This is a genomic window from Micromonospora sp. MH33 (assembly GCF_003013775.1).
Taxonomy (GTDB): domain Bacteria; phylum Actinomycetota; class Actinomycetes; order Mycobacteriales; family Micromonosporaceae; genus Micromonospora; species Micromonospora fulviviridis.
Genome location: NZ_MUYZ01000008.1, coordinates 1 through 19,924, shown reverse-complemented (window position 1 = coordinate 19,924; position 19,924 = coordinate 1). Strand labels below are relative to the sequence as shown.

Annotated in this window: 19 protein-coding genes and 1 pseudogene; 5 read left to right on the top strand and 15 right to left on the bottom strand. The window is 73.4% G+C overall.

What is annotated here, in order from left to right; all coding sequences use genetic code 11:
• Window positions 1-17: 17 nt before the first annotated feature.
• The 5 genes from B0E53_RS03130 to B0E53_RS03110 all read right to left on the bottom strand — a co-directional run bounded on the left by B0E53_RS03130 (window position 18) and on the right by B0E53_RS03110 (window position 5,774).
• A complete protein-coding gene (locus B0E53_RS03130) occupies window positions 18-611 on the bottom strand; it encodes a TetR family transcriptional regulator (protein ID WP_107074560.1) in 594 nt (197 codons plus the stop codon).
• A 10-nt stretch (window positions 612-621) separates the two neighbouring features.
• Entirely contained in the window at window positions 622-2,772 is a 2,151-nt protein-coding gene (locus B0E53_RS03125) for a YhgE/Pip domain-containing protein (RefSeq protein ID WP_107074559.1), read from the bottom strand.
• Window positions 2,769-3,494: an ATP-binding cassette domain-containing protein gene (locus B0E53_RS03120; protein WP_107074558.1), complete on the bottom strand. Its 726-nt coding sequence runs from the start codon at window positions 3,492-3,494 to the stop codon at window positions 2,769-2,771. The genes B0E53_RS03125 and B0E53_RS03120 overlap by 4 nt, the downstream gene beginning before the upstream one ends.
• A 135-nt stretch (window positions 3,495-3,629) precedes the next feature.
• The gene (locus B0E53_RS03115) at window positions 3,630-4,469 is read right to left on the bottom strand and encodes a DUF4081 domain-containing GNAT family N-acetyltransferase (protein ID WP_107074557.1); all 840 of its coding nucleotides are present in this window, start codon (window positions 4,467-4,469) and stop codon (window positions 3,630-3,632) included.
• Window positions 4,470-4,547: 78 nt separating this feature from the next.
• Window positions 4,548-5,774: an MFS transporter gene (locus B0E53_RS03110; protein ID WP_107074556.1), complete on the bottom strand. Its 1,227-nt coding sequence runs from the start codon at window positions 5,772-5,774 to the stop codon at window positions 4,548-4,550.
• A 122-nt stretch (window positions 5,775-5,896) separates the two neighbouring features.
• Between B0E53_RS03110 and B0E53_RS03105 the strand changes: the two genes are divergently transcribed.
• Window positions 5,897-6,487, top strand: a complete 591-nt coding sequence (locus tag B0E53_RS03105) for a PadR family transcriptional regulator (protein WP_107074555.1) — start codon at window positions 5,897-5,899, stop codon at window positions 6,485-6,487.
• Window positions 6,488-6,550: 63 nt separating this feature from the next.
• On the opposite strand, the gene B0E53_RS03100 is transcribed toward B0E53_RS03105, so the two are convergent.
• Complete coding sequence (locus B0E53_RS03100) at window positions 6,551-7,372, bottom strand: class I SAM-dependent methyltransferase (protein ID WP_107074591.1); 822 nt, start codon at window positions 7,370-7,372, stop codon at window positions 6,551-6,553.
• A gap of 127 nt (window positions 7,373-7,499) precedes the next feature.
• Here B0E53_RS03100 and B0E53_RS03095 point away from each other — a divergent pair, with 127 nt between their 5' ends.
• Window positions 7,500-8,186, top strand: coding sequence for a helix-turn-helix domain-containing protein (locus B0E53_RS03095; RefSeq protein WP_107074554.1), 687 nt, complete (start codon window positions 7,500-7,502; stop codon window positions 8,184-8,186).
• Window positions 8,187-8,244: 58 nt separating this feature from the next.
• On the opposite strand, the gene ispG is transcribed toward B0E53_RS03095, so the two are convergent.
• The 6 genes from ispG to B0E53_RS03065 all read right to left on the bottom strand — a co-directional run bounded on the left by ispG (window position 8,245) and on the right by B0E53_RS03065 (window position 13,845).
• Window positions 8,245-9,417, bottom strand: coding sequence for a flavodoxin-dependent (E)-4-hydroxy-3-methylbut-2-enyl-diphosphate synthase (gene ispG / locus B0E53_RS03090; RefSeq protein WP_107074553.1), 1,173 nt, complete (start codon window positions 9,415-9,417; stop codon window positions 8,245-8,247).
• Window positions 9,418-9,426: 9 nt separating this feature from the next.
• A complete protein-coding gene (locus B0E53_RS03085; RefSeq protein ID WP_107074552.1) occupies window positions 9,427-10,674 on the bottom strand; it encodes a site-2 protease family protein in 1,248 nt (415 codons plus the stop codon).
• Entirely contained in the window at window positions 10,674-11,885 is a 1,212-nt protein-coding gene (gene dxr, locus B0E53_RS03080; RefSeq protein ID WP_107074551.1) for a 1-deoxy-D-xylulose-5-phosphate reductoisomerase, read from the bottom strand. Before dxr ends, B0E53_RS03085 begins: the two co-directional genes overlap by 1 nt.
• Window positions 11,882-12,595 carry a Uma2 family endonuclease gene (locus tag B0E53_RS03075; RefSeq protein ID WP_107074550.1) on the bottom strand — a complete coding sequence of 238 codons (714 nt, stop codon included), beginning with the start codon at window positions 12,593-12,595 and terminating at the stop codon, window positions 11,882-11,884. The genes dxr and B0E53_RS03075 overlap by 4 nt, the downstream gene beginning before the upstream one ends.
• 184 nt (window positions 12,596-12,779) lie before the next feature.
• Window positions 12,780-13,250, bottom strand: coding sequence for a YcxB family protein (locus B0E53_RS03070; protein ID WP_146167572.1), 471 nt, complete (start codon window positions 13,248-13,250; stop codon window positions 12,780-12,782).
• Between the two features lie 52 nt (window positions 13,251-13,302).
• Window positions 13,303-13,845, bottom strand: a complete 543-nt coding sequence (locus B0E53_RS03065; protein ID WP_107074548.1) for a GNAT family N-acetyltransferase — start codon at window positions 13,843-13,845, stop codon at window positions 13,303-13,305.
• A gap of 50 nt (window positions 13,846-13,895) precedes the next feature.
• Here B0E53_RS03065 and B0E53_RS03060 point away from each other — a divergent pair, with 50 nt between their 5' ends.
• Both B0E53_RS03060 and B0E53_RS03055 read left to right on the top strand, forming a co-directional pair.
• A complete protein-coding gene (locus B0E53_RS03060; protein WP_107074547.1) occupies window positions 13,896-14,738 on the top strand; it encodes a YhjD/YihY/BrkB family envelope integrity protein in 843 nt (280 codons plus the stop codon).
• 103 nt (window positions 14,739-14,841) lie between these two features.
• Window positions 14,842-16,443, top strand: coding sequence for an NAD(P)/FAD-dependent oxidoreductase (locus tag B0E53_RS03055; RefSeq protein WP_107074546.1), 1,602 nt, complete (start codon window positions 14,842-14,844; stop codon window positions 16,441-16,443).
• On the opposite strand, the gene B0E53_RS03050 is transcribed toward B0E53_RS03055, so the two are convergent.
• Both B0E53_RS03050 and B0E53_RS03045 read right to left on the bottom strand, forming a co-directional pair.
• Window positions 16,424-17,077, bottom strand: a complete 654-nt coding sequence (locus B0E53_RS03050; RefSeq protein WP_107074545.1) for a TMEM175 family protein — start codon at window positions 17,075-17,077, stop codon at window positions 16,424-16,426. The two genes, B0E53_RS03055 and B0E53_RS03050, sit on opposite strands and share 20 nt — an antisense overlap.
• 114 nt (window positions 17,078-17,191) lie before the next feature.
• Complete coding sequence (locus tag B0E53_RS03045; RefSeq protein WP_107074544.1) at window positions 17,192-18,772, bottom strand: Rieske 2Fe-2S domain-containing protein; 1,581 nt, start codon at window positions 18,770-18,772, stop codon at window positions 17,192-17,194.
• A 219-nt stretch (window positions 18,773-18,991) separates the two neighbouring features.
• Here B0E53_RS03045 and B0E53_RS03040 point away from each other — a divergent pair, with 219 nt between their 5' ends.
• Complete coding sequence (locus B0E53_RS03040; protein ID WP_107074543.1) at window positions 18,992-19,216, top strand: DUF2631 domain-containing protein; 225 nt, start codon at window positions 18,992-18,994, stop codon at window positions 19,214-19,216.
• Window positions 19,217-19,291: 75 nt separating this feature from the next.
• Here the strand turns inward: B0E53_RS03040 and B0E53_RS03035 are convergent.
• Window positions 19,292-19,924: pseudogene (locus B0E53_RS03035) on the bottom strand (cell division protein DivIVA); the annotation flags it as partial.

The window sequence follows — 19,924 nt, the reverse complement described above, 5'->3', positions numbered from 1 at the left end:
GATTTACCGCCGCGGCGTCACGTCTGGGCGACCCGGCGGACGATGCCGAGCAGCGCCTCCTGCACGTCCTCGATGGGCCGGTCGGGCTGGAAGACCAGCCAGTCCACGGCCACCACCAGCCCGACGCCGAACAGCGCCGAACTGGCCGTGCGCACGTCCAGGTCGGCGGGGAGGTCGCCGCTGGCCACCCCGGCGCGTACGGTCTCCGCGATCACCTCGATCGCCTCGCCGCGCAGCAGCCGCAGGGTCTGCTGCCACTCCCGGTTGGTCCGCCACATCTCCGAGAGCAGGAGCTGGGCGAAGGCCCGGTAGCGGCGGATGTACTCCAGCTCGGCGCGGACCAGCGCGGCGAGCGCCTCGCGCGGCGGCAGCCCGGCGACGGCGGCCCGGAAGTCGGCGGTCAGCAGGCCGATCCCGTGCCGCAGCAGCTCCTCGAAGAGGACCGTCTTGGACTCGAAGTTGTAGTAGACGGTCCCCTTCGCCACCCCGGCCCGGGCCGCGATGTCGTCCACCGTGGTGGCCGAGAAGCCCTGCTCGGCGATGAGCTCGACCGCCGCCACGAAGAGACGCTGGCGGGTGTCCTCCCGCCGGCGGGTCCGTCCGTCCGTCACCCGCCCATCCTCACATGGTCAGTTCGGGGTGCAGCTTGGCCGGGGTGAGCCGGCGGGAGCGGCGCGCCGCGCCGACGGTGAGCGCCATGGCGCCCACCCCGAAGGCGAGCAGCACCAGCGCCCCGGTGACCACCGGCCCGGCCGGCCCGCCGTTGATGGTGTGCCGCAGGCCGCCCACCACGTACGTCATCGGCAGCCAGGGGTGGATGGCCTGGAAGAAGCCGGGTGAGGTCTGCACCGGGTAGGTGCCGCCGGAGGAGGTGAGCTGGAGCATCAGCAGGGCCAGCGCGGCGAGCCGGCCGGCGGGGCCGAGCGCCACGCCGAGCAGTTGCATGATCGCGGTGAACGCCAGTGAGGTGAGCGCGAGCAGCCCGAAGGTGGCCGGCCCGTGCCGCGGGTCGAGGCCGAGGGCCAGGGTGACCACGGTGTAGAGCACCGCGACCTGGGCCAGCCCGATCGCCGCGGCGGGCAGCCAGCCGGCGAGCACGACCCGCCAGCCGGGCGCGCCGGACATCACGTGCCGGCGGTTCACCGGCCGCAGCAGCATGTACGTGATCATCGCGCCGACCCAGAGCGCCAGCGCCAGGAAGTACGGGGCGAAACCGACCCCGTACGAGCCGGCCGGGTGGTCGGAGTGGCGGATCAGCCCCACCGGGTCGCCGAGGATGTCGGAGCGGCTGTCCGCGTCGTCGTACCCGGGCAGCTTCTTCTCTCCGGCGGCGAGGCCGTCGGCGAGGTCGCCGGCGCCGCCCTCCAGCTTGGTCAGCCCGTCGGCGAGCCGGTTGCTGCCGCTGCTGAGCTGGGCCAGACCGCCGTCGAGCTGCCGGGCGCCGGTGGCGAGCCGGTAGAGGCCGCCGCGGAGCTGGTCGGCGCCGTCCGCGGCGTCGCCAAGCCCGTCGCGGAGCTTGGCGCTGCCCTGGGCCAGGGTGGTCAGGCCGCCGGCCAGCTGGTCGACCTTGGCCCGCGCCGAGGCGACGTCGTCAGCCAGGTGCGGCGCGGCGGCGGCCACCTCCCGGGCGGTCCGCGCGACCTCGGTCATCTGCTTCTTCAGCGCGGCGAGGTCGGTCTTGTCCAGCGCGGCGACCATGGCCCGGGCCGCGGTGACCGCCTGGTCGGCGGCCCTGCGGGCGGCGACCAGGTTCGGGTCGTCGGCGAGTTCCGGGTGCTCCTCGACCAGCGCGTCGAGCCGGTCGCGCACCTTCTCCGCCTGGCCGACCACCTCGTCCGCCCTGGCCGGCAGCGCGTCGAGGCCGCCGGCGAGCGCCTGCGCGCCCTCGGCGACCAGGGTGGCGGCCCGCTGGATGTCGGCGGCGTTCTTGCGGAGCAGCGGCTCGTACCTGTCCGCCGCGGCATCGACCTGCTTCGCGGCGGCGCGGGTCTCGGTGGCCGCCCGGTTGGCGCCGTCGGCGATCTGCGCCGCACCGGTGTAGAGCTGGTCCAGGCCGGTGGCGAGTTTGGTCGCGCCCTGCACCGAGGTGTTCAGCCCGCCGGCGAGCTGCCCGGCGCCGTCCTCGGCGGTGCCCAGCCCGTCGGCGAGCTGGCCGGCGCCCTGCTGGGAGGTGCCGAGCCCGTCGTGGATCTTCCCGGCGCCGTCCGCGGCCCGGCCGGTCTCGGCCTTGGCGTCGGTGAAGCCGATGAGCATCTTGTCGAAGTACGACGCGGCGGTGCTCTCCGCGGCGGCGGCCCGGATCTCGCTGAAGGCGGAGCGGGCCAGCAGCCCGGACAGGTAGTTGGTGGCGTCGTCGTTGACCACCTTCAGCTCGCCCCGGCGGGCCGGCCGGTCGGGCTCGGGACTGGCCGCCAGGGTGGCCGAGAAGTCCGCCGGGATGGAGAAGACCAGGTGGTAGCGGCCGTTCCGGAGCCCCTCGGTGGCGTCGGCCTGGTCGGTCACCGTCCAGCCGAACACCTTCCGGTCGAGCAGTTCGTCGGTGAGGTCGCGGCCGGCGTGCACCTCGCTGCCGTCGGTCGCCTTGGCGGGCCGGTCGGCGTTGACCAGGGCGACCGGGATCCGGTCGAGGTTCCCGTACGGGTCCCAGAAGGCGTAGAGGTAGAGGGCGCCGTAGAGCAGCGGGATGACGGTGAGGACGGCGAGCGCGGCGCGCGGCAGCCGGCCCCGGGTCATCCGGCGCAGCTCGAACAGCGCGAGTCGAACGACACTCATGCGGTCACCTCGGGGGTCAGGTCCGCCTCCACGGCGGCGCGGGGGGCGACGAGGGCGGGGCCGGGCAGGGCCGGGTCGCCGATCCGGTGGGTGATCGCGGCCGCGCCCGGCTCGACGGCGCGGGCGCTGGCGACCACGGCGTACCCCTGGTCGGCGAGGCGGGACAGGGCGGCCCAGATCCAGGCCCGCTCGGGCGGGTCGGCGCCGGTGTCCACGTCGTCGGCCACGATCAGGTTCGGGCCGCTGAGGCTGGCCAGCACGAGCCCGAGCACCTGCCGCTCGACGGGGGTGAGGTCGCGGCCGTACCGGTCGGGGTCGAGCGGGGCGTCGGTGAGGCCGGCCCCGGCGATCGCGGTGGCGAAGGCGTCGCGGCGGTAGGCCCGCCGGGCCCGCACGGCGGCGACCGGGACGAGCTGCCGGCGGCGGCGCGGCACCGGCCCGAGCAGCAGCAGCCGTTCCTGGATGTGCTCGGCGACGGTCAGCGTGGGGTCGGGCTCGTGCACCCCGGCGACCTGCCCGAGCGCGGCCGGGCCCCGGCGGCGCAGCTCCCCGTGGCTGTGCGGGAAACGCCCGGCCAGGGCGAGCAGCAGCGAGGTACGCCCGCTGCCCGGCGGGCCGGTGACGGCGTGCAGCTCGCCCGCCTCGGCGGTGAGGTCGACGTCCCGGTACACCCAGCCGCGGCGGGTCCGCAGCCCGAGTCCGTTGGCCTCGACGATCTTCATCGCATCCGTTCCCGACTTTAAACTGACTGGTCAGTACAAAAACATGCCCAGCATAGCGTCGGGTGTCCGGTTCGGCGCAACGTGAGGCGACGTGATCCCGGCCATGCGGCCGGGTCGCGGGCTTGGGAGAGCGGCTTAGAACAGCACGGTGGCGAGCGTGCCGACCGGGCGGAAGCCGCAGCGCTCGTAGACCCGGCGGGCGGGCAGGTTGAAGTCGTTGACGTAGAGGCTGACCGAGGGCGCCACGCGCTCCAGCGCGTCCCGCACCACCGCAGCCATCGCCGCGGTCGCGATGCCCCGGCCCCGCCACTCCGGCGCGACCCAGACCCCCTGCACCTGGGCGGTGCGCCGGGTCACCACGGCCAGCTCGGCCTTGAAGATCACCTTGCCGTCCGCGAACCGGGCGTAGGCCCGGCCCGCGCGGACCAGGTCGCCCACCCGCCGCCGGTAGCCGCGCCCGCCGTCCTCGGCCAGCGGCGACACCCCGACCTCCTCGGTGTACATCGCCACCGCCGCCGGGAAGAGCCGGTCGACCTCACCGCCGCGCACCCGGCGCACCTCGGGGTCGGGCGCCACGGCGGGCAGCGCGTCCGTGGCCAGCAGCGGCTGGTTCGGGCGTACGTCCCGGGCCGGTCCCCAGTAGGCGGAGAGGCGGTCCCAGAGCCCGAGCACCGCGTCGGCGCGGCCGATGATCGAGGAGCAGAGCCGCTCCTCGGCGCTCAACTGGTCGGCGAAGGCGGCCACCGCCGACTCCGAGGCGAGCACCGGGGTCAGGTTGCCGCCGAGCCAGCAGATCGACTCCAGGTTGCGGCGCGGACCGTAGCCGAGAATCCGCCCCTCGGCCCGCCACCAGGCCAGCCCGCGCGCCGCCACCCGCTCGGCGACCTGCGCGCCGGCGTAGGGGTCGAGGTCGAGCAGCCGTTCGACCGCGCGGCGCTCCGACTCCCCGAGTTGGCGTACCGGCACCGTGAGCACGGATACCAGCCTGCCAGATGCACCCGGGCCCGCGCGGGCCGACCTGAGGACGCCGGACGATCGGTGGTGAGTGGCGGCTCAGCCGACCGGAAGCGGTGCCGGATCCGGCACGGCGGGCCGGGTCCGGGCGGCCCAGCGCACCACCGGCGGCACCAGCGCCCCGTGCACCAGGAACAGCCCACCGAGCAGCAGCCACCCCGGCACGCCCCAGCCGATCGCCAGGGTGGTCACCACCACCGGGGCGACCATCGAGCCGAGCTGCATGCCCATCCCGTACGCGCCCTGGTACTGGCCCTGCGCGTGGGCCGGGGCGAGCCCGAACGAGATGCCCCAGCCGGCCGCCGCGTGCCACAACTCCCCCACGACGTGCACCAGCGCGCCGGCGAGCAGCAGCGGCACCGCCACCGCCACGGGCACGCCCCCGCCGGCCGCGAAGAGCGCGCAGGCGACGGCGATCACCGCGCCGGCCCGGCGGGCCGCCCGACCGGCCCCGGTCAGGTCCTCGGTGCCCCGTGAGGCGCGGACCTGGAAGAGCACCACCACCACGGTGTTGACCAGCAGGCAGGCGGAGATCAGCCAGCGCGGGGCGGTGGTGTGCCCGGCGATCCACAGCGGCAGGGCGATGTTGATGAGGCTGAAGTGCATCGACATCAGCCCGTCGAGCACGGTGAAGGCGAGGAACGGCCGGTCCCGCAGGGCGACGAGCCGCGGCCCGTGGGTGGGCGCCGGCACCGGCGGCACGGGTGGCAGCCGGAGCAGCACCGCCGCGGCCAACAGGTAGGTGGCGCAGTCGAGCAGGATCAGCGACACGTACGCGGTCCGGGTGTCGGCGGCCAGGCCGACGCCGGCCAGCACCGTGCCCACCGAGATCCCGACGTTGGTGACCGCCCGCAGGTAGGCCCGGGTACGCACCCGCTGGTCCGGGGGCACCGCGCCGGCGATCAGCGCGCCCCGGGCGCCCCTGGTCGCCGAGTCGGCGACCGCCATCAGCACCCCGACCGCCAGGAACCCGGCGAAGGAACGGACCGCCACCAGGGCGGCGGTGAACCCGGCGGAGGCCAGCAGCGCGGTGATCTGGAGGCCGCGGGGCCCGAGCCGGTCGGCCAGGTAGCCCATGGGCGTGCTGGTCACCAGGCTCACCAGCGCCGTGATGGTGAGCGCGAGGCCGACCTGGGTCACGGTGAGCCCGACCGAGCGGGTGAGGAAGAGCGCGCTGGCGGTGAGCCAGGTGCCCCGGCCGACGGTGTTGATCAGGGTGGAGAGGGCGAGGGTCCGCGAGGGGCCCGGTTCGGGAAGCAGGCGCACGCCGACACCCTAGCAAGACGTACGTACGGTTTGCGGACCCGTCCCACATCTTGACTTGTCGACGATGCATTGCCGATATATCGTTGATGCATCAGGGATAGCCCGACAGAAGGAGTTACCCGATGGGTTTCCACCGCCGGATGCACGCCGCGCACGACGAGATGCGGATGCGGGGCTTCGGCTTCCCGCCCGTACCCCCGGGCCCGCCGCCGTTCCCGCCCGGACCGTTCGGTCACGGGCACGGCCGGGGCGGGCGGGGCCGCGGACGCGGCCGCCGGCCGAACGTGCGCGGCGCCGTGCTGGCCCTGCTCACCGAGCGGCCGATGCACGGCTACGAGATGATCCAGGAGATCGACTCCCGGACCGGCGGGGCCTGGCGGCCCAGCCCCGGCTCGATCTACCCGACCCTGCAACTGCTGGAGGACGAGGGCGTCATCGCCGCCGCCGCGGACTCCGACGGCGGGCGCAAGCGGTTCGCCCTCACCGAGCAGGGGCGGACCGAGGCCACCGAGGCGGCGCAGACCCCGCCCTGGGGCGAGTTCGCCGAGCAGACCGTGAACAGCTGGCACGACATCCGCGACGCCGGCGCCCAGGCCATGAACGCGCTGCGGCAGGTGATGATGACCGGCACCGACGACCAGCGGGCGCGCGCCGCCCAGGTGCTCGACGAGACCCGGCGCAAGCTGTACGCCATCCTCGCCGAATCCGAGTGAGTCGCCGCGTGGCGTCCGCCGGCCGGGGTGGTCACGGGACCGCCACCCCGGCCGGCGCCGCCGTCAGCCGCTCCGACGTGCGGTGACCAGCAGGTACTCCCAGCGCATCACCCCGGCCTCGGTGTGCCGCCGGGCCAGGTCGGCGAGGTCCGCGTCGAGGGCGGCGACCCGCTCGGGGTCCCCGGCGTTCGCCCGGTACACCGCGATCGTCGGCCCGTAGTGGGCCTTGAAGTAGTCGCGGAACTCCTCCGGGGCGGCGAACCGGTCCACGGTGACCACCTCGCGGCGCAGCACGAGACCGGTGACCCGGTCACCGAGCAGGGCGCCGACGTGCTCCTCGTCCCCCCAGAGCGGCGGCGGCTGCGCGCCCGGCGGCGGTGCGGGCGCGTACGGCTTCATGGTGGCGAACAACTGCCCGATGAAGCCCTCCGGAGTCCAGTTGACCAGGCCGATCGTGCCGCCCGGCCGGCAGACCCGGACCAGTTCGTCGGCGGCAGCCCGGTGCCGGGGCGCGAACATCACCCCCACGCAGGACAGCACCCGGTCGAACTCGCCGTCGGCGTACGGCAGCGCCTCGGCGTCGGCCTGCTGCCAGTCCAGCGTCACCCCGCGCCGCGCCGCGAGACCCCGCCCGATCTCCAGCAGTTCCGGGGTCAGGTCGCTGGCCACCACGTCGGCCCCGGCCAGCGCCGCCGGAACGGCCGCGTTACCGGTGCCCGCGGCCACGTCCAGCACCCGGTCGCCCGGCCCCACGCCGGCCGCCCGGACCAGGGTGGCCCCCAACTCCGGGATGACCTCCGCGGCGACCGTGGCGTAGCTGCCGAGCGCCCACATCCGCCGGTGCCCGGCCTTCACGGCCCGGTCCTGCTCCACGTCGTCGATCATCATGAGCTCCTCCGTCTCGTCCTGAAAGGGACGGTAGGCAGCGGAGGAGCGGCCACCCAGTACGAGATGTGTACCGGTCCCGACAGGTTCCTGGCCCCGCCGTCGGCTCCGGCGTAGCGTCCCCGCCATGGGGGCCTCCTACCACCAGTTCTGCCCCGTCGCGAAGGCCATGGAGCTGCTCGACGAGCGCTGGACGCTGCTCGTGATCCGGGAACTGGTGAGCGGGTCCGAGCGCTTCAACGAGCTGCGCCGGGGCCTGCCGCGGATGTCGCCCACCCTGCTGTCCCGGCGGCTGCACCAGCTCGTCCGCGCCGGCGTGGTGGAGCGGCACGTCGACGGCGCCGACGTGCGGTACGTCCCGACGCAGGCCGGACGCGAGCTGCGGCCGGTGCTCGAGGCGCTCGGCGCCTGGGGGGTGCGCTGGATCGGCGAGCTGGGCGACGCCGACCTGGACCCGAAGCTCCTGCTCTGGGACATGCACCGGCACGTCGACCACGGCGCCGTACCGGCGGGGCGTACCGTCGTCCGCTTCCGCTTCCGGGACGTGCCGGCGGAGCTGCGCGACTGGTGGCTGGTCATCGCCACCGGGGAGGCCGACGTCTGCGACGTGGACCCCGGGCACGAGGTGTCCGTGACGGTGACCGCGAGCCTGCGCGCCCTGGTGCAGGTGTGGCTGGGCGACCTGGACTGGCCGGCGGCGCTGCGCAGCGGCGCGGTGGAGGTGGCCGGGCCGGAGGCGCTGCGGCGGGCGCTGCCCCGGTGGTTCACCCTCTCCGAGTTCGCCGCCGTGCCCCGGCCGGTGGCGCGGGCCTGAGACGACACGTGCGGCCGCCCCCACAGGGACGGCCGCACGTCGTCGGCGGACCGGTGCGTCAGTGCACGGTCACCGTGGCGCCCGGCACCAGGCCGCGCAGCTCCTCGGGGATCTCGGCGCCCATCTCGTCGGCGATCCGCAGCGCCTCCTCGATCAGCGTCTCCACGATCTGGCCCTCGGGCACGGTCTTGACGACCTGGCCCTTGACGAAGATCTGGCCCTTGCCGTTGCCGGAGGCGACGCCGAGGTCGGCCTCGCGGGCCTCGCCCGGGCCGTTCACCACGCAGCCCATGACGGCCACGCGCAGCGGCACCGGCAGCCCTTCCAGGCCGGCGGTGACCTCCTCGGCCAGCTTGTAGACGTCGACCTGGGCCCGGCCGCACGACGGGCAGGAGACGATCTCCAGGCCCCGCTCGCGCAGGCCCAGCGACTCCAGGATCGCGGCGCCGACCTTGATCTCCTCGACCGGCGGGGCGGAGAGCGAGACCCGGATGGTGTCGCCGATCCCCTCGGCCAGCAGCGCGCCGAACGCCACCGCGGACTTGATGGTGCCCTGGAAGGCCGGGCCGGCCTCGGTCACGCCCAGGTGCAGCGGGTAGTCGCACTTCTCGGCGAGCTGCCGGTAGGCCCGGATCATCACCACCGGGTCGTTGTGCTTGACCGAGATCTTGATGTCCCGGAAGCCGTGCTCCTCGAAGAGCGAGCACTCCCAGAGCGCCGACTCGACCAGCGCCTCGGCGGTGGCCTTGCCGTACTTGGCCAGCAGGCGCTTGTCCAGCGAGCCGGCGTTCACGCCGATCCGGATCGGCACGCCCGCGTCGCCGGCCGCCCTGGCGATCTCCTTGACCTTGTCGTCGAACTGCCGGATGTTGCCCGGGTTCACCCGGACCGCGGCGCAGCCGGCGTCGATCGCCGCGAAGACGTACTTCGGCTGGAAATGGATGTCGGCGATCACCGGGATCTGCGACTTCTTGGCGATCGCGGGCAGCGCCTCGACGTCGTCCTGGGAGGGCACGGCCACCCGGACGATCTGGCAGCCGGACGCGGTCAGCTCGGCGATCTGCTGGAGAGTGGCGTTCACGTCGGCGGTCAGGGTGGTGGTCATGGACTGCACCGAGACCGGCGCGCCCCCACCGACCGGCACCGAACCGACCATGATCTGGCGGCTGGCCCGGCGCGGGGCGAGCGGCGGCGGCGGTACGGGGGGCATACCGAGACTGACAGCGGTCACTTCAGGCACTCACCTTGAGAAGAGCGTGATCGGGTTGACGACGTCCGCGGTGACGGTCAGCAGCGTGAACGCGCCACCGATGAGGATCACCGCGTACGTGAGGGGCATGAGCTTGAGGTAGTCGACGCGGCCGGGGTCGGCCCGGCCGATCCGGGCGTAGAGCCAGGAGCGGACCCGCTCGAACCAGGCGATGGCGATGTGGCCGCCGTCCAGCGGGAGCAGCGGCAGCAGGTTGAACACGCCGATGAAGAAGTTCAGCGAGACGAAGAGCATGAAGAACACCAGCCAGGCGTTGTTCTCCACGGCCTCGCCGCCGAGCCGGCTGGCGCCGACCACGCTGATCGGGGTGTCCACGTCCCGCTCGCCGCCGGTGACGGCGGTCCACAGGGCGGGGACCTTCTGCGGGATCCGCTGCATGGCGTGCACGGTCTGCACCGCCATGTTGCCGGTGAAGTCGGCGGTGGCGCCGAACGCGGCGACCGGACCGTACTGGACCCGGGTGGGGGTGGTCGGCCGGAGCGCGACGCCGAGGGCGGAGACCGCCGAGGTGGCGCCCTTGGGGTCACCCAGCGGCGGGCGCTGCACGGCGGCCAGGTCGACGGTGGCGGTGCCCGGCTTGTCGTCGCGGACGTAGTCGACGGTGGCCGTGCCGGGCGGGGTGGCCCGGACCACGTCCAGCATGTCGCCCCACGTGGAGACCGGCCTGCCGTTCACCGAGGTGATCCGGTCGCCGTCCTGGAGCTGGGCCTTCGCGGCCGGGCTGGCCGGGTCGCCGGTCTGGCAGGCCCGGGCGGCGTTCTCCACGACCACGCACGGGGCCAGGGCGATCACGGCCGGCTCGGCCTTGAAGCCGTCCTCCGTGTTCGGGAACTTCGGGTTGGGCAGGCCGGCGGAGACCGCGAGGATCCAGAGGGTCACCAGGGCCAGGGCGAAGTGGGTGATCGAGCCCGCGGACATCACGATCGTCCGCTTCCAGACCGGGTAGCGCCACATGACGCGCTTCTCGTCGCCCGGTTCGACGTCGTCGTCCTGCGGGGTCATCCCGACGATCTTGCAGAAGCCGCCGAGCGGGATGCCCTTGACGCCGTACTCGGTCTCGCCCCGCTTGAACGACCAGAGGGTCGGCCCGAAGCCGACGAAGTAGCGGGTGACCTTCATCCCGAACGCCTTGGCGGTGAGCATGTGCCCCGCCTCGTGCAGGCTCACCGAGATGAGGATCGCCAGGGCAAACAGCGCCACCCCGAGCAGGTAACTCATCAGGCTCCTTCCACCGACCCGACGATGATCTCCTGGGCGTGCGCCCGTGCCCACGATTCCGCGGCGAGCACGTCCTCGACGGTACCCGGTTCGTCGAAGTCGGGAGCGTCCTCCAGCACGCGCTGGAGGGTGTCGACGATGCCGAGGAAGGGCAGCCGGCCGGCCACGAAGGCCGCCACGCACTCCTCGTTCGCCGCGTTGTAGATCGCCGGCCGGCAGCGCCCGGCCTCGCCGGCCGCCTTGGCCAGCGCGACCGCCGGGAACGCGGCGTCGTCGAGCGGGAAGAACTCCCAGGTGTGGGCCGTCGTCCAGTCGACCGCGGCGGCGGCCCCGGGCACCCGGTCCGGCCAGCCGAGGCCGAGGGCGATGGGCAGCCGCATGTCCGGCGGGCTGGCCTGGGCGAGGGTGGAGCCGTCGGTGAACTCGACCATCGAGTGGATCACCGACTGCGGGTGGACCATCACCTCGATGTCGGCGTAGGGCACGTCGAACAGCTCGTGCGCCTCGATCACCTCCAGCGCCTTGTTGACCATGGTGGCGGAGTTGATCGTCACCACCGGCCCCATGTTCCACGTCGGGTGGGCCAGCGCGTGCTCCGGCGTGACCTCGGTCAACTCGTCGCGCCGCCGGCCCCGGAACGGCCCGCCGCTGGCGGTCACCACCAGCCGGCGCACCTCGCCCCGGGTGCCCCCGCGCAGGCACTGCGCCAGCGCCGAGTGCTCGCTGTCGACAGGAACGATCTGCCCCGGCCGCGTCACCGCGGCCCGGACCAGCGGGCCGCCGGCGACAAGGGACTCCTTGTTGGCCAGGGCGAGGGTACGCCCGGCGCGCAGCGCCGCGAGGGTCGGCGCGAGCCCGAGCGAACCGACCACCCCGTTGAGCACCACGTCGCACGGCCACCCGGCCAGCTCGGTCATCGCGTCCGGCCCGGCCACGATCTTGGGCAGCTTGAAGTCGCCGGTGGCCCAGCCGCGCCGGCTCGCCTCGGCGTAGAACGCGAGCTGAAGATCCTGGGCGGCGGACGCCCTGGCCACCCCCACCGCCTCCACGCCCAGCTCCAGCGCCTGCGCGGCGAGCAGCTCCACGTTGCCGCCGCCGGCCCCGAGGGCGACCACCCGGAACCGGTCCGGGTTGCGGCGGACGATGTCGATGGCCTGGGTGCCGATCGAGCCGGTCGAGCCGAGCAGGACGAGGGCGCGGGGAGACGTCACCCGCCCATTCTTCCCCAGCCCTCCTGAACGCCCGCTGGGAGCCTCACTCCCGCGCCGGGCTCCTCCTCGGGCGCCTCCTCGTCCAGCAGATCCGCCGGGTCGACGCTGAACTCGAACGGCTGCCGCATGACGAAGGTGGCGCCGGCCGCGGCCGCGGCGAGCGGGCGGTACTCCCCCTCGGCCAGCTCGTAGAGGGCCAGCGCCGGCACCCGGTTGCGCAGGTCCACGCGGAGGAAGTACGGCACCCCGGCAGCGGCGTACTCCCGCGGCCGGTCGATGACGTCCTTGCGCCGGTTGCCGGGCGAAACGATCTCCCCGAGCAGGACGGCCTGACTCACGTCGACCGCGGAACGGCCGCCGCCGGAGGACCGCAGCACGGCGATGTCCGGGATGAACAGGTCCTTGCCGCAGATCAGGTTGATCTCGGGATAGACCCACAGCCCGGACCGCCGAGCGGCACGGTGCAGCAGGTAGGGCAGTTCTCGCTCGACCGACTGATGGTCGATTCCCGCGTGTGGTGTCACGATCACGCTTCCGCTCAGGACCTCGACCTTCGGGCCGTTGGTCTCGGGCAACAGATCGAGAGCGAGCTGCGCGGTCCACGGTTCGTCGTGCCACCGGAGCACGTCGAAGGACGGCTCGGCGGGCTGCGGCGCCGGCTCCGGCTCCGGCTCCGGCTCCGGCTCCGGCGCGAACGCTGCCTGGGCCATCCGGCTCACCCCCTCCGCGGGACATGGTGCTACCGCCCACCCTAACGGCGCCGCCCCGTCACAGCCGGATCGCACAGCCTGTCCGGCACCGACGGGTTCGGCGGCCGGCGCCGTGAATCTTGGACATTTACCGTCCGCTGCCAACGGTAAGTGTCCAAGATTCAGAGAGCGGGCCAGGGAAACGTCAAGCAAGCAGGCCGCGGGCTCGGAGGAAGGCGAGCAGCTCCTGCTGCTTTTCGGCGGGAAGGGCGACAATCGGGAGGAACATCGCCGTGCCCCCGTCGAGCTTCACGTACAGCTGGCCCCGGAGCTGCTCGATCCGGGTCACGGCCGACCAGCGCACCAGGCCGTATCCCCCCTCGTTCTCGCCCCGCACGCCCTCTTCCGAAAGAGTCCAGCACGTCAGCCCGCGGTTTCGGCGCCAGGCCATTTCCACCACCCGGTGCAGCAACAGGGCCGGGGAGAAGAAAAAGAAGAGTACGGCGCTGGCGGCGAGAAGCGTCGCGACCATCCGGGGCGCCGGGAGCAGGGCGACGACCGCCAGTCCAGCCAGGGAGAGTCCCGTGCCGCGATAGGGCATGAAGGCGCGGCGCAGGTGCCGGCGGTAGGCAGCGGTGAGCCTGACCCGGTCGGGTGCGGCCTCGAACTCGATCATCACGGCAGCGGACGTTACGGCCCGCCACGACCCGGCGCTCTCCCCCGGACGGCTACGCCGGGCGGGCCAGGACGAAGGTTTCGAGTTCCGTGCCGCCGTACCAGTCGGTGCGGGTGCCGACGTGGGTCATGCCGAGGCGGCGGGCCACCGCCATCGACGGCCCGTTGCCGGCCATCACCACCGCGTGGACCTGCCGGGTGCCGGTGGCGAACTCGCGCTCCAGCACGGCCCGGGCCGCCTCGGTGGCGTAGCCGTGCCCCTGGGCGTCGGGGTGCAGGTGCCAGCCGACCTCGATGTCGTCGGTGGGCGTGACCCCGTCCCGGCCGGGCAGCGGCTTGAGCAGGACGCTGCCGACCGCCCGGCCGGCCTCGCGCGGCTCGATCGCCCAGAGGCCCCAGCGGCCGGCGTACGGCGCGTAACGCTCGCGCCAGGAGTGCACCCGCTCGCGCGCCTCGGCCGGGTCGGTCATCCGCCCCGCGCCACCGCCCAGCCAGCGCATCACCTCGTCGCGGGAGTAGATGTCGTAGATCCGGGCCAGGTCGTCCGGCGACTCCGTCCAGTCCCGGACCACCAGCCGCTCGGTGGAGGCGATCACACGCCGGATCGTAATGCGTGCCGACCCGCCGTACGGGGAACCGGATGGCGATGGGTGAGCGGTGGCAGACGGCGAGACGGATCACCCGTGCCGCGTTCCGGCCGGTACGCGGGCGGGACCTCTCGCTGCACGCCGCCGCGATCACCTTCTACGGGGCGATCGCCGTGGTGCCGGTGGCGCTGCTGGCCATCTGGCTCACCGGGCTGGTGGCCGGCGACGACCGGGTGCGCCGGCTCACCGCGTACGCGATCAACACGCTCCCCACCGACATCGGCGCCGACCGCGCGGTGGCCGCGCTGGTGGAGGCCGGACTGGGGCTGACCCCGCTGCTGGCGCTGGCCTCGCTGCTGCCGGCGTCGCTCTACGGCGAGGGGCTGCGCCGGGCGTTCGTCTCGGTCGCCATCCCGCGCGGCCAGGCTGGGACCCTGGTCGGCTGGCGGGGCCGGCTGCTGCTGCTCCCGCTGCTCGCCCCGGCCCCGGCGCTGCTGCTGTCGATCCTGCTGGCGCTGCCGCTCACCACCCACCTGGTCCGGCAGGGCGGCTGGCTGGGCGCGCTCGGTGTGGTGCTCTCCTTCCTGGCCACCTGGCTGGTGCTCACCCCGGTGCTGATGTGGCTGTTCCGGGTGGTCGGGCCGGCCGCCCCGGACTGGCTCGCCACGCTCGTCCTGGGCTCGTTCACCGCGGCGAACCTCTCCGGTTTCCTGCACGGCTTCGTGCTGTTCTGCTCGCTGCCGCTGGACCTGGGGGCGCCCTTCGGCGGGTTCGACGAGATCGGCGGTGGGGTCGCGGTGCTGCTCTGGCTCTACCTGTTCCACGTGATCGTGCTGGCCGGCTACTCGGCCACCCTGGTGCTCTCCCGCTGGCGTGCCGGCCGCGCCGCCGCCCGCGCCTGAGCACCGAAGTCCGGCTCCGAGGCACCGCTGCGGTGGACCCGGTACGGCCCGGCTCCGGCCGACCCCTCCCCGGACGGGCCCCGCGCCACTAGGCTGCCCGGGCATGAGCGAAGCGAGTGAGCTGCCGTCCCGCGCCGACGTCGTCGTGGTCGGCTCCGGGCACAACGGCCTGGTCTCGGCGGTCCTGCTGGCGCGCGCCGGCCTCGACGTGGTGGTGCTGGAGGCGGCCGAGGTGATCGGCGGGGCCACCCGCACGGAGAACCCGTTCCCGACGGTGCCCGGGCTGCGGCACTCCACCGGTTCGTACCTGCTCGGGCTGATGCCGCCGGAACTGCTCGCCGCCCTCGACGTGACGATCCCGGTGCTGCGGCGCGACCCGCACTACTTCCTGCCCACCCCGGGCGGGCTCGGCTCGCCGTACCTGCTCTTCGGCAGCGACACGGCGAGCACCCGGCGGCAGCTCGCGGAGTTCTTCTCGCCCGCGGACGTGGCCGCCGACGACGCGCTGCAGGCCGAGCTGGCCCAGCTCCGGGAGGACCTGGCGCCGGCCTGGCTGGCCGAGCCGCTGCCGGTGGTGGAGACCGCCGAGCGGTACGTCCGGCCCGCCCTCCGGCAGGTCTTCGTCGACCTGGTCCGCGGCTCGGTGGCCGACTACCTGGCCCGCTTCGACTTCCGCTCCGAACTGCTGGTCAGCATGTACGCGGTCACCGACGGCCTCTCCGGGCTGAACGCCGGCCCGGACGACCCGGGCACCGGGCACAACTTCCTGGTGCACAACATGTGCCGGCTGCCCGGCTCGGAGGGCACCTGGATGATCGCCCAGGGCGGGATGGGCACGGTCTCCCGGACCTTCGCCGAGGCGGCCCGCGCGGCCGGCGCCCGCATCCTGACCGGCACGCCGGTCACCGCGGTCACCCTCGACGGCGGCGCGGCCGCCGGGGTGGTGCTGGCCGACGGGCGGGAGGTGGCCGCCCCGGTGGTGCTCGGGGCCTGCGACCCGTACCGGTTGATGGAGCTGCTGCCCGGCGGCGCGCTCCCGGCGGAGTTGGGCGCGCGGATGGCGGCGGTCCGCCGGCCCGGCACCACCCTCAAGCTGAACCTGGCGCTCACCGGCCTGCCCCGCTTCTCCTGCCTGCCGGCGGACGCACCGAGCCCGTTCGGGTCCACCATCCACCTGCTCCCCGGCTCGGCCTCGCTGGTCGGCGCCGGCGGCGAGCCGCCGATGGCCGCGCTGCGCGCCATGTGGGCGGACGTCCAGGCCGGGCGGCTGCCGGAGGAGCCGACCATCGAGTGGTACCTGCACACCACTGTCGACCCGTCGCTCTCCGACGGCGCCGGGCACCACTCCTCGGCGCTCTTCGTCCAGTCGGTCCCCTACCAGCTGGCCGGCACCACCTGGGACGCGGCGCTGCCCGGCTACGTCGACCGCCTGATCGACATCTGCGAGCGGTACGCCCCGGGCACCCGCGACCTGATCGCCGACGCGGTGCCGCTGCCCCCGCCGGGCATCGAGGCGCACTTCGGCATCACCGGCGGGCACATCCACCACGTCGACAACACCGTCTCGTTCACCGACCGGATGCCCTACGCCACCGGGATCGACGGCGTCTACGCGGGCAGCGCCGGCTGCCACCCGGCCGGCAGCGTGATCGGCGCGGCCGGGCACAACGCCGCCCGGCGGATCCTCAGCGACCTCGGTCGCTGACCTCGCCGTCGGACTCGGCGGCGAAACGGGGCAGGTCGCCGGGGCGGCGAACCAGGGAGAGGCCGACGAGCAGCAGGTAGAGGACCAGGCTGAGGATCGGGTCGACGAAGACGAAGGCGAAGGCGGTCACATAGAGCAGTGGACGCACCAGCAGTCGCCGGGAGACCGCCCGGGCCAGCTGGGGATCCAGGTCCGGGTGGAGCAGCCGGCGCCGCCGGGCCCACCACCAGCTCAGGTTGAAGAAGAACGACTCGCCGAGCACGGTGCCGAGGTAGAGGGCGCCGGTCAGCCGCTGCTCGGTGTCACTGCCGCGCAGGTTGTCCGACAGCAGGTCGGCGGTGAACGGGATCGCGGCCACGAAGAGCAGCACGAGCAGGTTGAACACCACCAGCACCTGGTCGACCCGGACCACGTACCGCCACATGTTGTGGTGGCCGAGCCAGATCTGGCCGGCGATCCCGAAGGTGATCACGTACGCCAGGTAGGACGGCCAGGCGTGGGCGAGAGCGTCGGGAAGCTCCCTCCCGGGGTCCCTGGCCGGGCCGTTCTGCAGCAGCTCCAGGGCCATCACCGTCAGCACGACCCCGAAGACGCCGTCGCTGAACGTCTCCACCCGGGAGGCGTCCCGGCCCATCTCCCGGTCAGGCCCGTACCGGTATTCGCTTCTCTTTGCGCCGTCGGCCACGCCGCCCCCTTCCCTTCCCGACCTGATGGTCACCCGGCGGGGGCGGCGGGCGCGGGGAAACCGCTAGCTGACCGCCTCACCGGCGGGGGCCGGGGTGTCGGCGTCCGCCCGGTGCGCGCGGATCTTGTGCCCGACGCTGGTCAGGCAGCGGCCGCTGGCCATGTCGAACTTCCACCCGTGCAGCTGGCAGGTGAGCTGGTCGCCCTCCACGATGCCGAAACGGCTCAGGTCCGCCTTGAGGTGCGGGCAGCGGCGCTGCACCACCCAGCCGTCGAGGGTGATGTCCTCGGCGTCGACGGCCCGCTCGTGCTCGTCGTACCAGCCCTCGGCGTACTGCAGTCGCTCCTCGGAGAGGCACTTGAAGAACGCGTAGACGAACTCGTTGTACTGGCCGATCCGGGCCGCCGAGAACCGGCAGGAGAGGAAGAGCGAGTTGACCCAGTCCACCTCGCCGATGTGCAGCAGGTGCTCGATCAGCGCCCGCTCGGTACGGAACCGGTAGCGGACCTTCTCGTCCGCGTACGGCCGGACCTCCTTGCCCGGGAAGTCCACCACGATGGATTCGACGCTCTCCCCGTCGTAGCCCACGAGGTCGAAGCGGACCGGACCGCCGACGCCCTTGGCCAGGTAGATCGACTCGTCCAGCAGCGGCTCGATCCGGCGCTTCATCTCGCCGAGCACGTCGACCTCGGGGTGCCGCCAGGACGCCTTCTCCGCCTCGATGATCGGGCGCTTGCGCTCCCGCATCTCCTCCAGGTGGGCCCGCTTGTTCGCGAAGAACTCCTCGACCGGCACCGGGTGGGTGGTGGTCGCGCCCTCGGTGGTGACCTCGGCGACGCTGCCCGGCAGCAGCACGATGCCGTTGGTGCCGCCGACCTTGGCGTACTCCGACAGGAACACCGACTGGTCGGGGAAGATGTTCCCCTCGTCGCCGAAGATGTCGTTGAACTGGAACAGCTCGTCGTCGAGGAAGCAGGGCGGGCCGGCGATCGGGAAGACGTGGTCGGCCTTCAGGTCGTCGATGTAGCGCCAGGTGCGGTCGAACTGCCGCTCCCGCTTCTGCTTGCCGAACGCGGTCTTCGCCGCCTGCGGCAGCTCGTAGACCATCGGGTACCAGATCGCGCCGGAGAACTGGAGCAGGTGGGCGTGCACGTGGCCCAGCTCGGCGAAGACCGTGAGGTCGGTCGGGCGGGCGTCGTTCTGGTTGAGCAGCCGGACCCCGTCGTACTCGACCCAGAGCGAGGAGTCGCCGATCGGGCCGTCGGTCGGGCTGGTCAACGCCTGGATCATGATCTTCAGGCCACCGGGCAGCTCCACGACCTGCTCGTTCGGGGCCTTGAGGAACTTGGTGAACCCCAGCTCCCGCAGCTCGTCCTCCATCTCCGAGGTGGGGAACTCGGGGAGCAGGACGGTGGCGTCCTTGGAGATGTGGTCCCGCAGGTGCTTGGCGTCGAAGTGGTCCCGGTGCAGGTGCGACACGTACAGGTAGTCGCACTGGCCGAGGGTCGCCCAGTCGAGCTGGGAGTTGTCCGGGAAGGGGAACCAGGAGGCGAAGTAGGCGGGATTGACCCACGGGTCGCACAGGATGCTGCCCGCGGCCGTGTCGATCCGCATGCTGGCATGGCCCGTACCGGTCACTCGCACCGCAGTCCCCCTCAAAACGACATCAGGCGTACGTCAAGACGCTACCGGAGGCAGTGTGGTCATCGTTCCGCGACGCCGGTAGTGGCCTTCCGCCCCGCCGGGCGGGTCCGACGGCCCGGGCCGCAGATCCGGGCCCCCGATCAGGGCGGACCCCGCACCGGGGCCGTCACGGGGCGTGCCAGACTAACCGGAGATCCGATCGCGAGGGAAGGACCGACAGTGGCAGGAAGCGAGCCGGTAACCGCGCCAGATCAGCACAAGCCCGGACACCGCAGGTCCGGACGGATCGGGGCGGTGCTGTCGGCGGCGGTATTGGTGCTCATGGCGCTCTGCGGCAACCACGAGGGCAACGTGGAGAACATCTGGCTGTTCGGGCTCGCGGCGCTGCTGCTGGCCATCGTCATCGGCGACGCCGTGCTGCGCCGCAACGGCCTGCGGTCCTGACCGGCCCGCACTCGGCCGGTACGCACGAGGGCCCGTCCCCGATCGGGGACGGGCCCTTCGTCGTCGTTGGGCGGCTCAGCGGCCGAGCAGGATGTCCTGCACGTCCTTGAGCGCGGCGTCGACCTCGGCCTCGAAGTAGCCGCCGGGCACCAGCCCGAAGCGCAGGGTGTCGAGTTCCTTCGGGTTCACCGGCATCGGGTTTCGGCCCTGCATACCGCCGAGCAGGGTCTCGAAGAACCGGTCGACCTGGTCGGGGTCGTACCCGCTGCCGAACCGGCGCACCTGGAAGCTACGGCGGATCTGGTCCACCCGGTAGAGGTCGCTGCCGGGCGGGCCGGCCATCGGCGGGCCGGACATCCCGGGGGCACCGCCGTAGCCCTGGTCCGGGCCGCCATAGCCCTGGTCCGGGCCGCCATAGCCCTGGTCCGGGCCACCGTAGCCCTGGTCCGGGCCACCGTAGCCCTGGTCCGGGCCGCCATAGCCCTGGTCCGGGCCGTAGCCCTGCTGCGGCAGCGGCGGCGGGCCGGCCGGGCCACGGCCGCGCGGGTCACGCAGGTCCCGCTCGGGCATCCGGATCTCGGCGGTCATGTCGGCGCGGCCGTGCCGGCCGGCCTCGAAGCCGTCGAAGCGCTCGTCCTGGCCGTAGCCGCCCGGGGCGGGGGGCAGGCCGCGGGAGGGCGGGCCGCCGTGCCCCATCGGGGCGCCCGG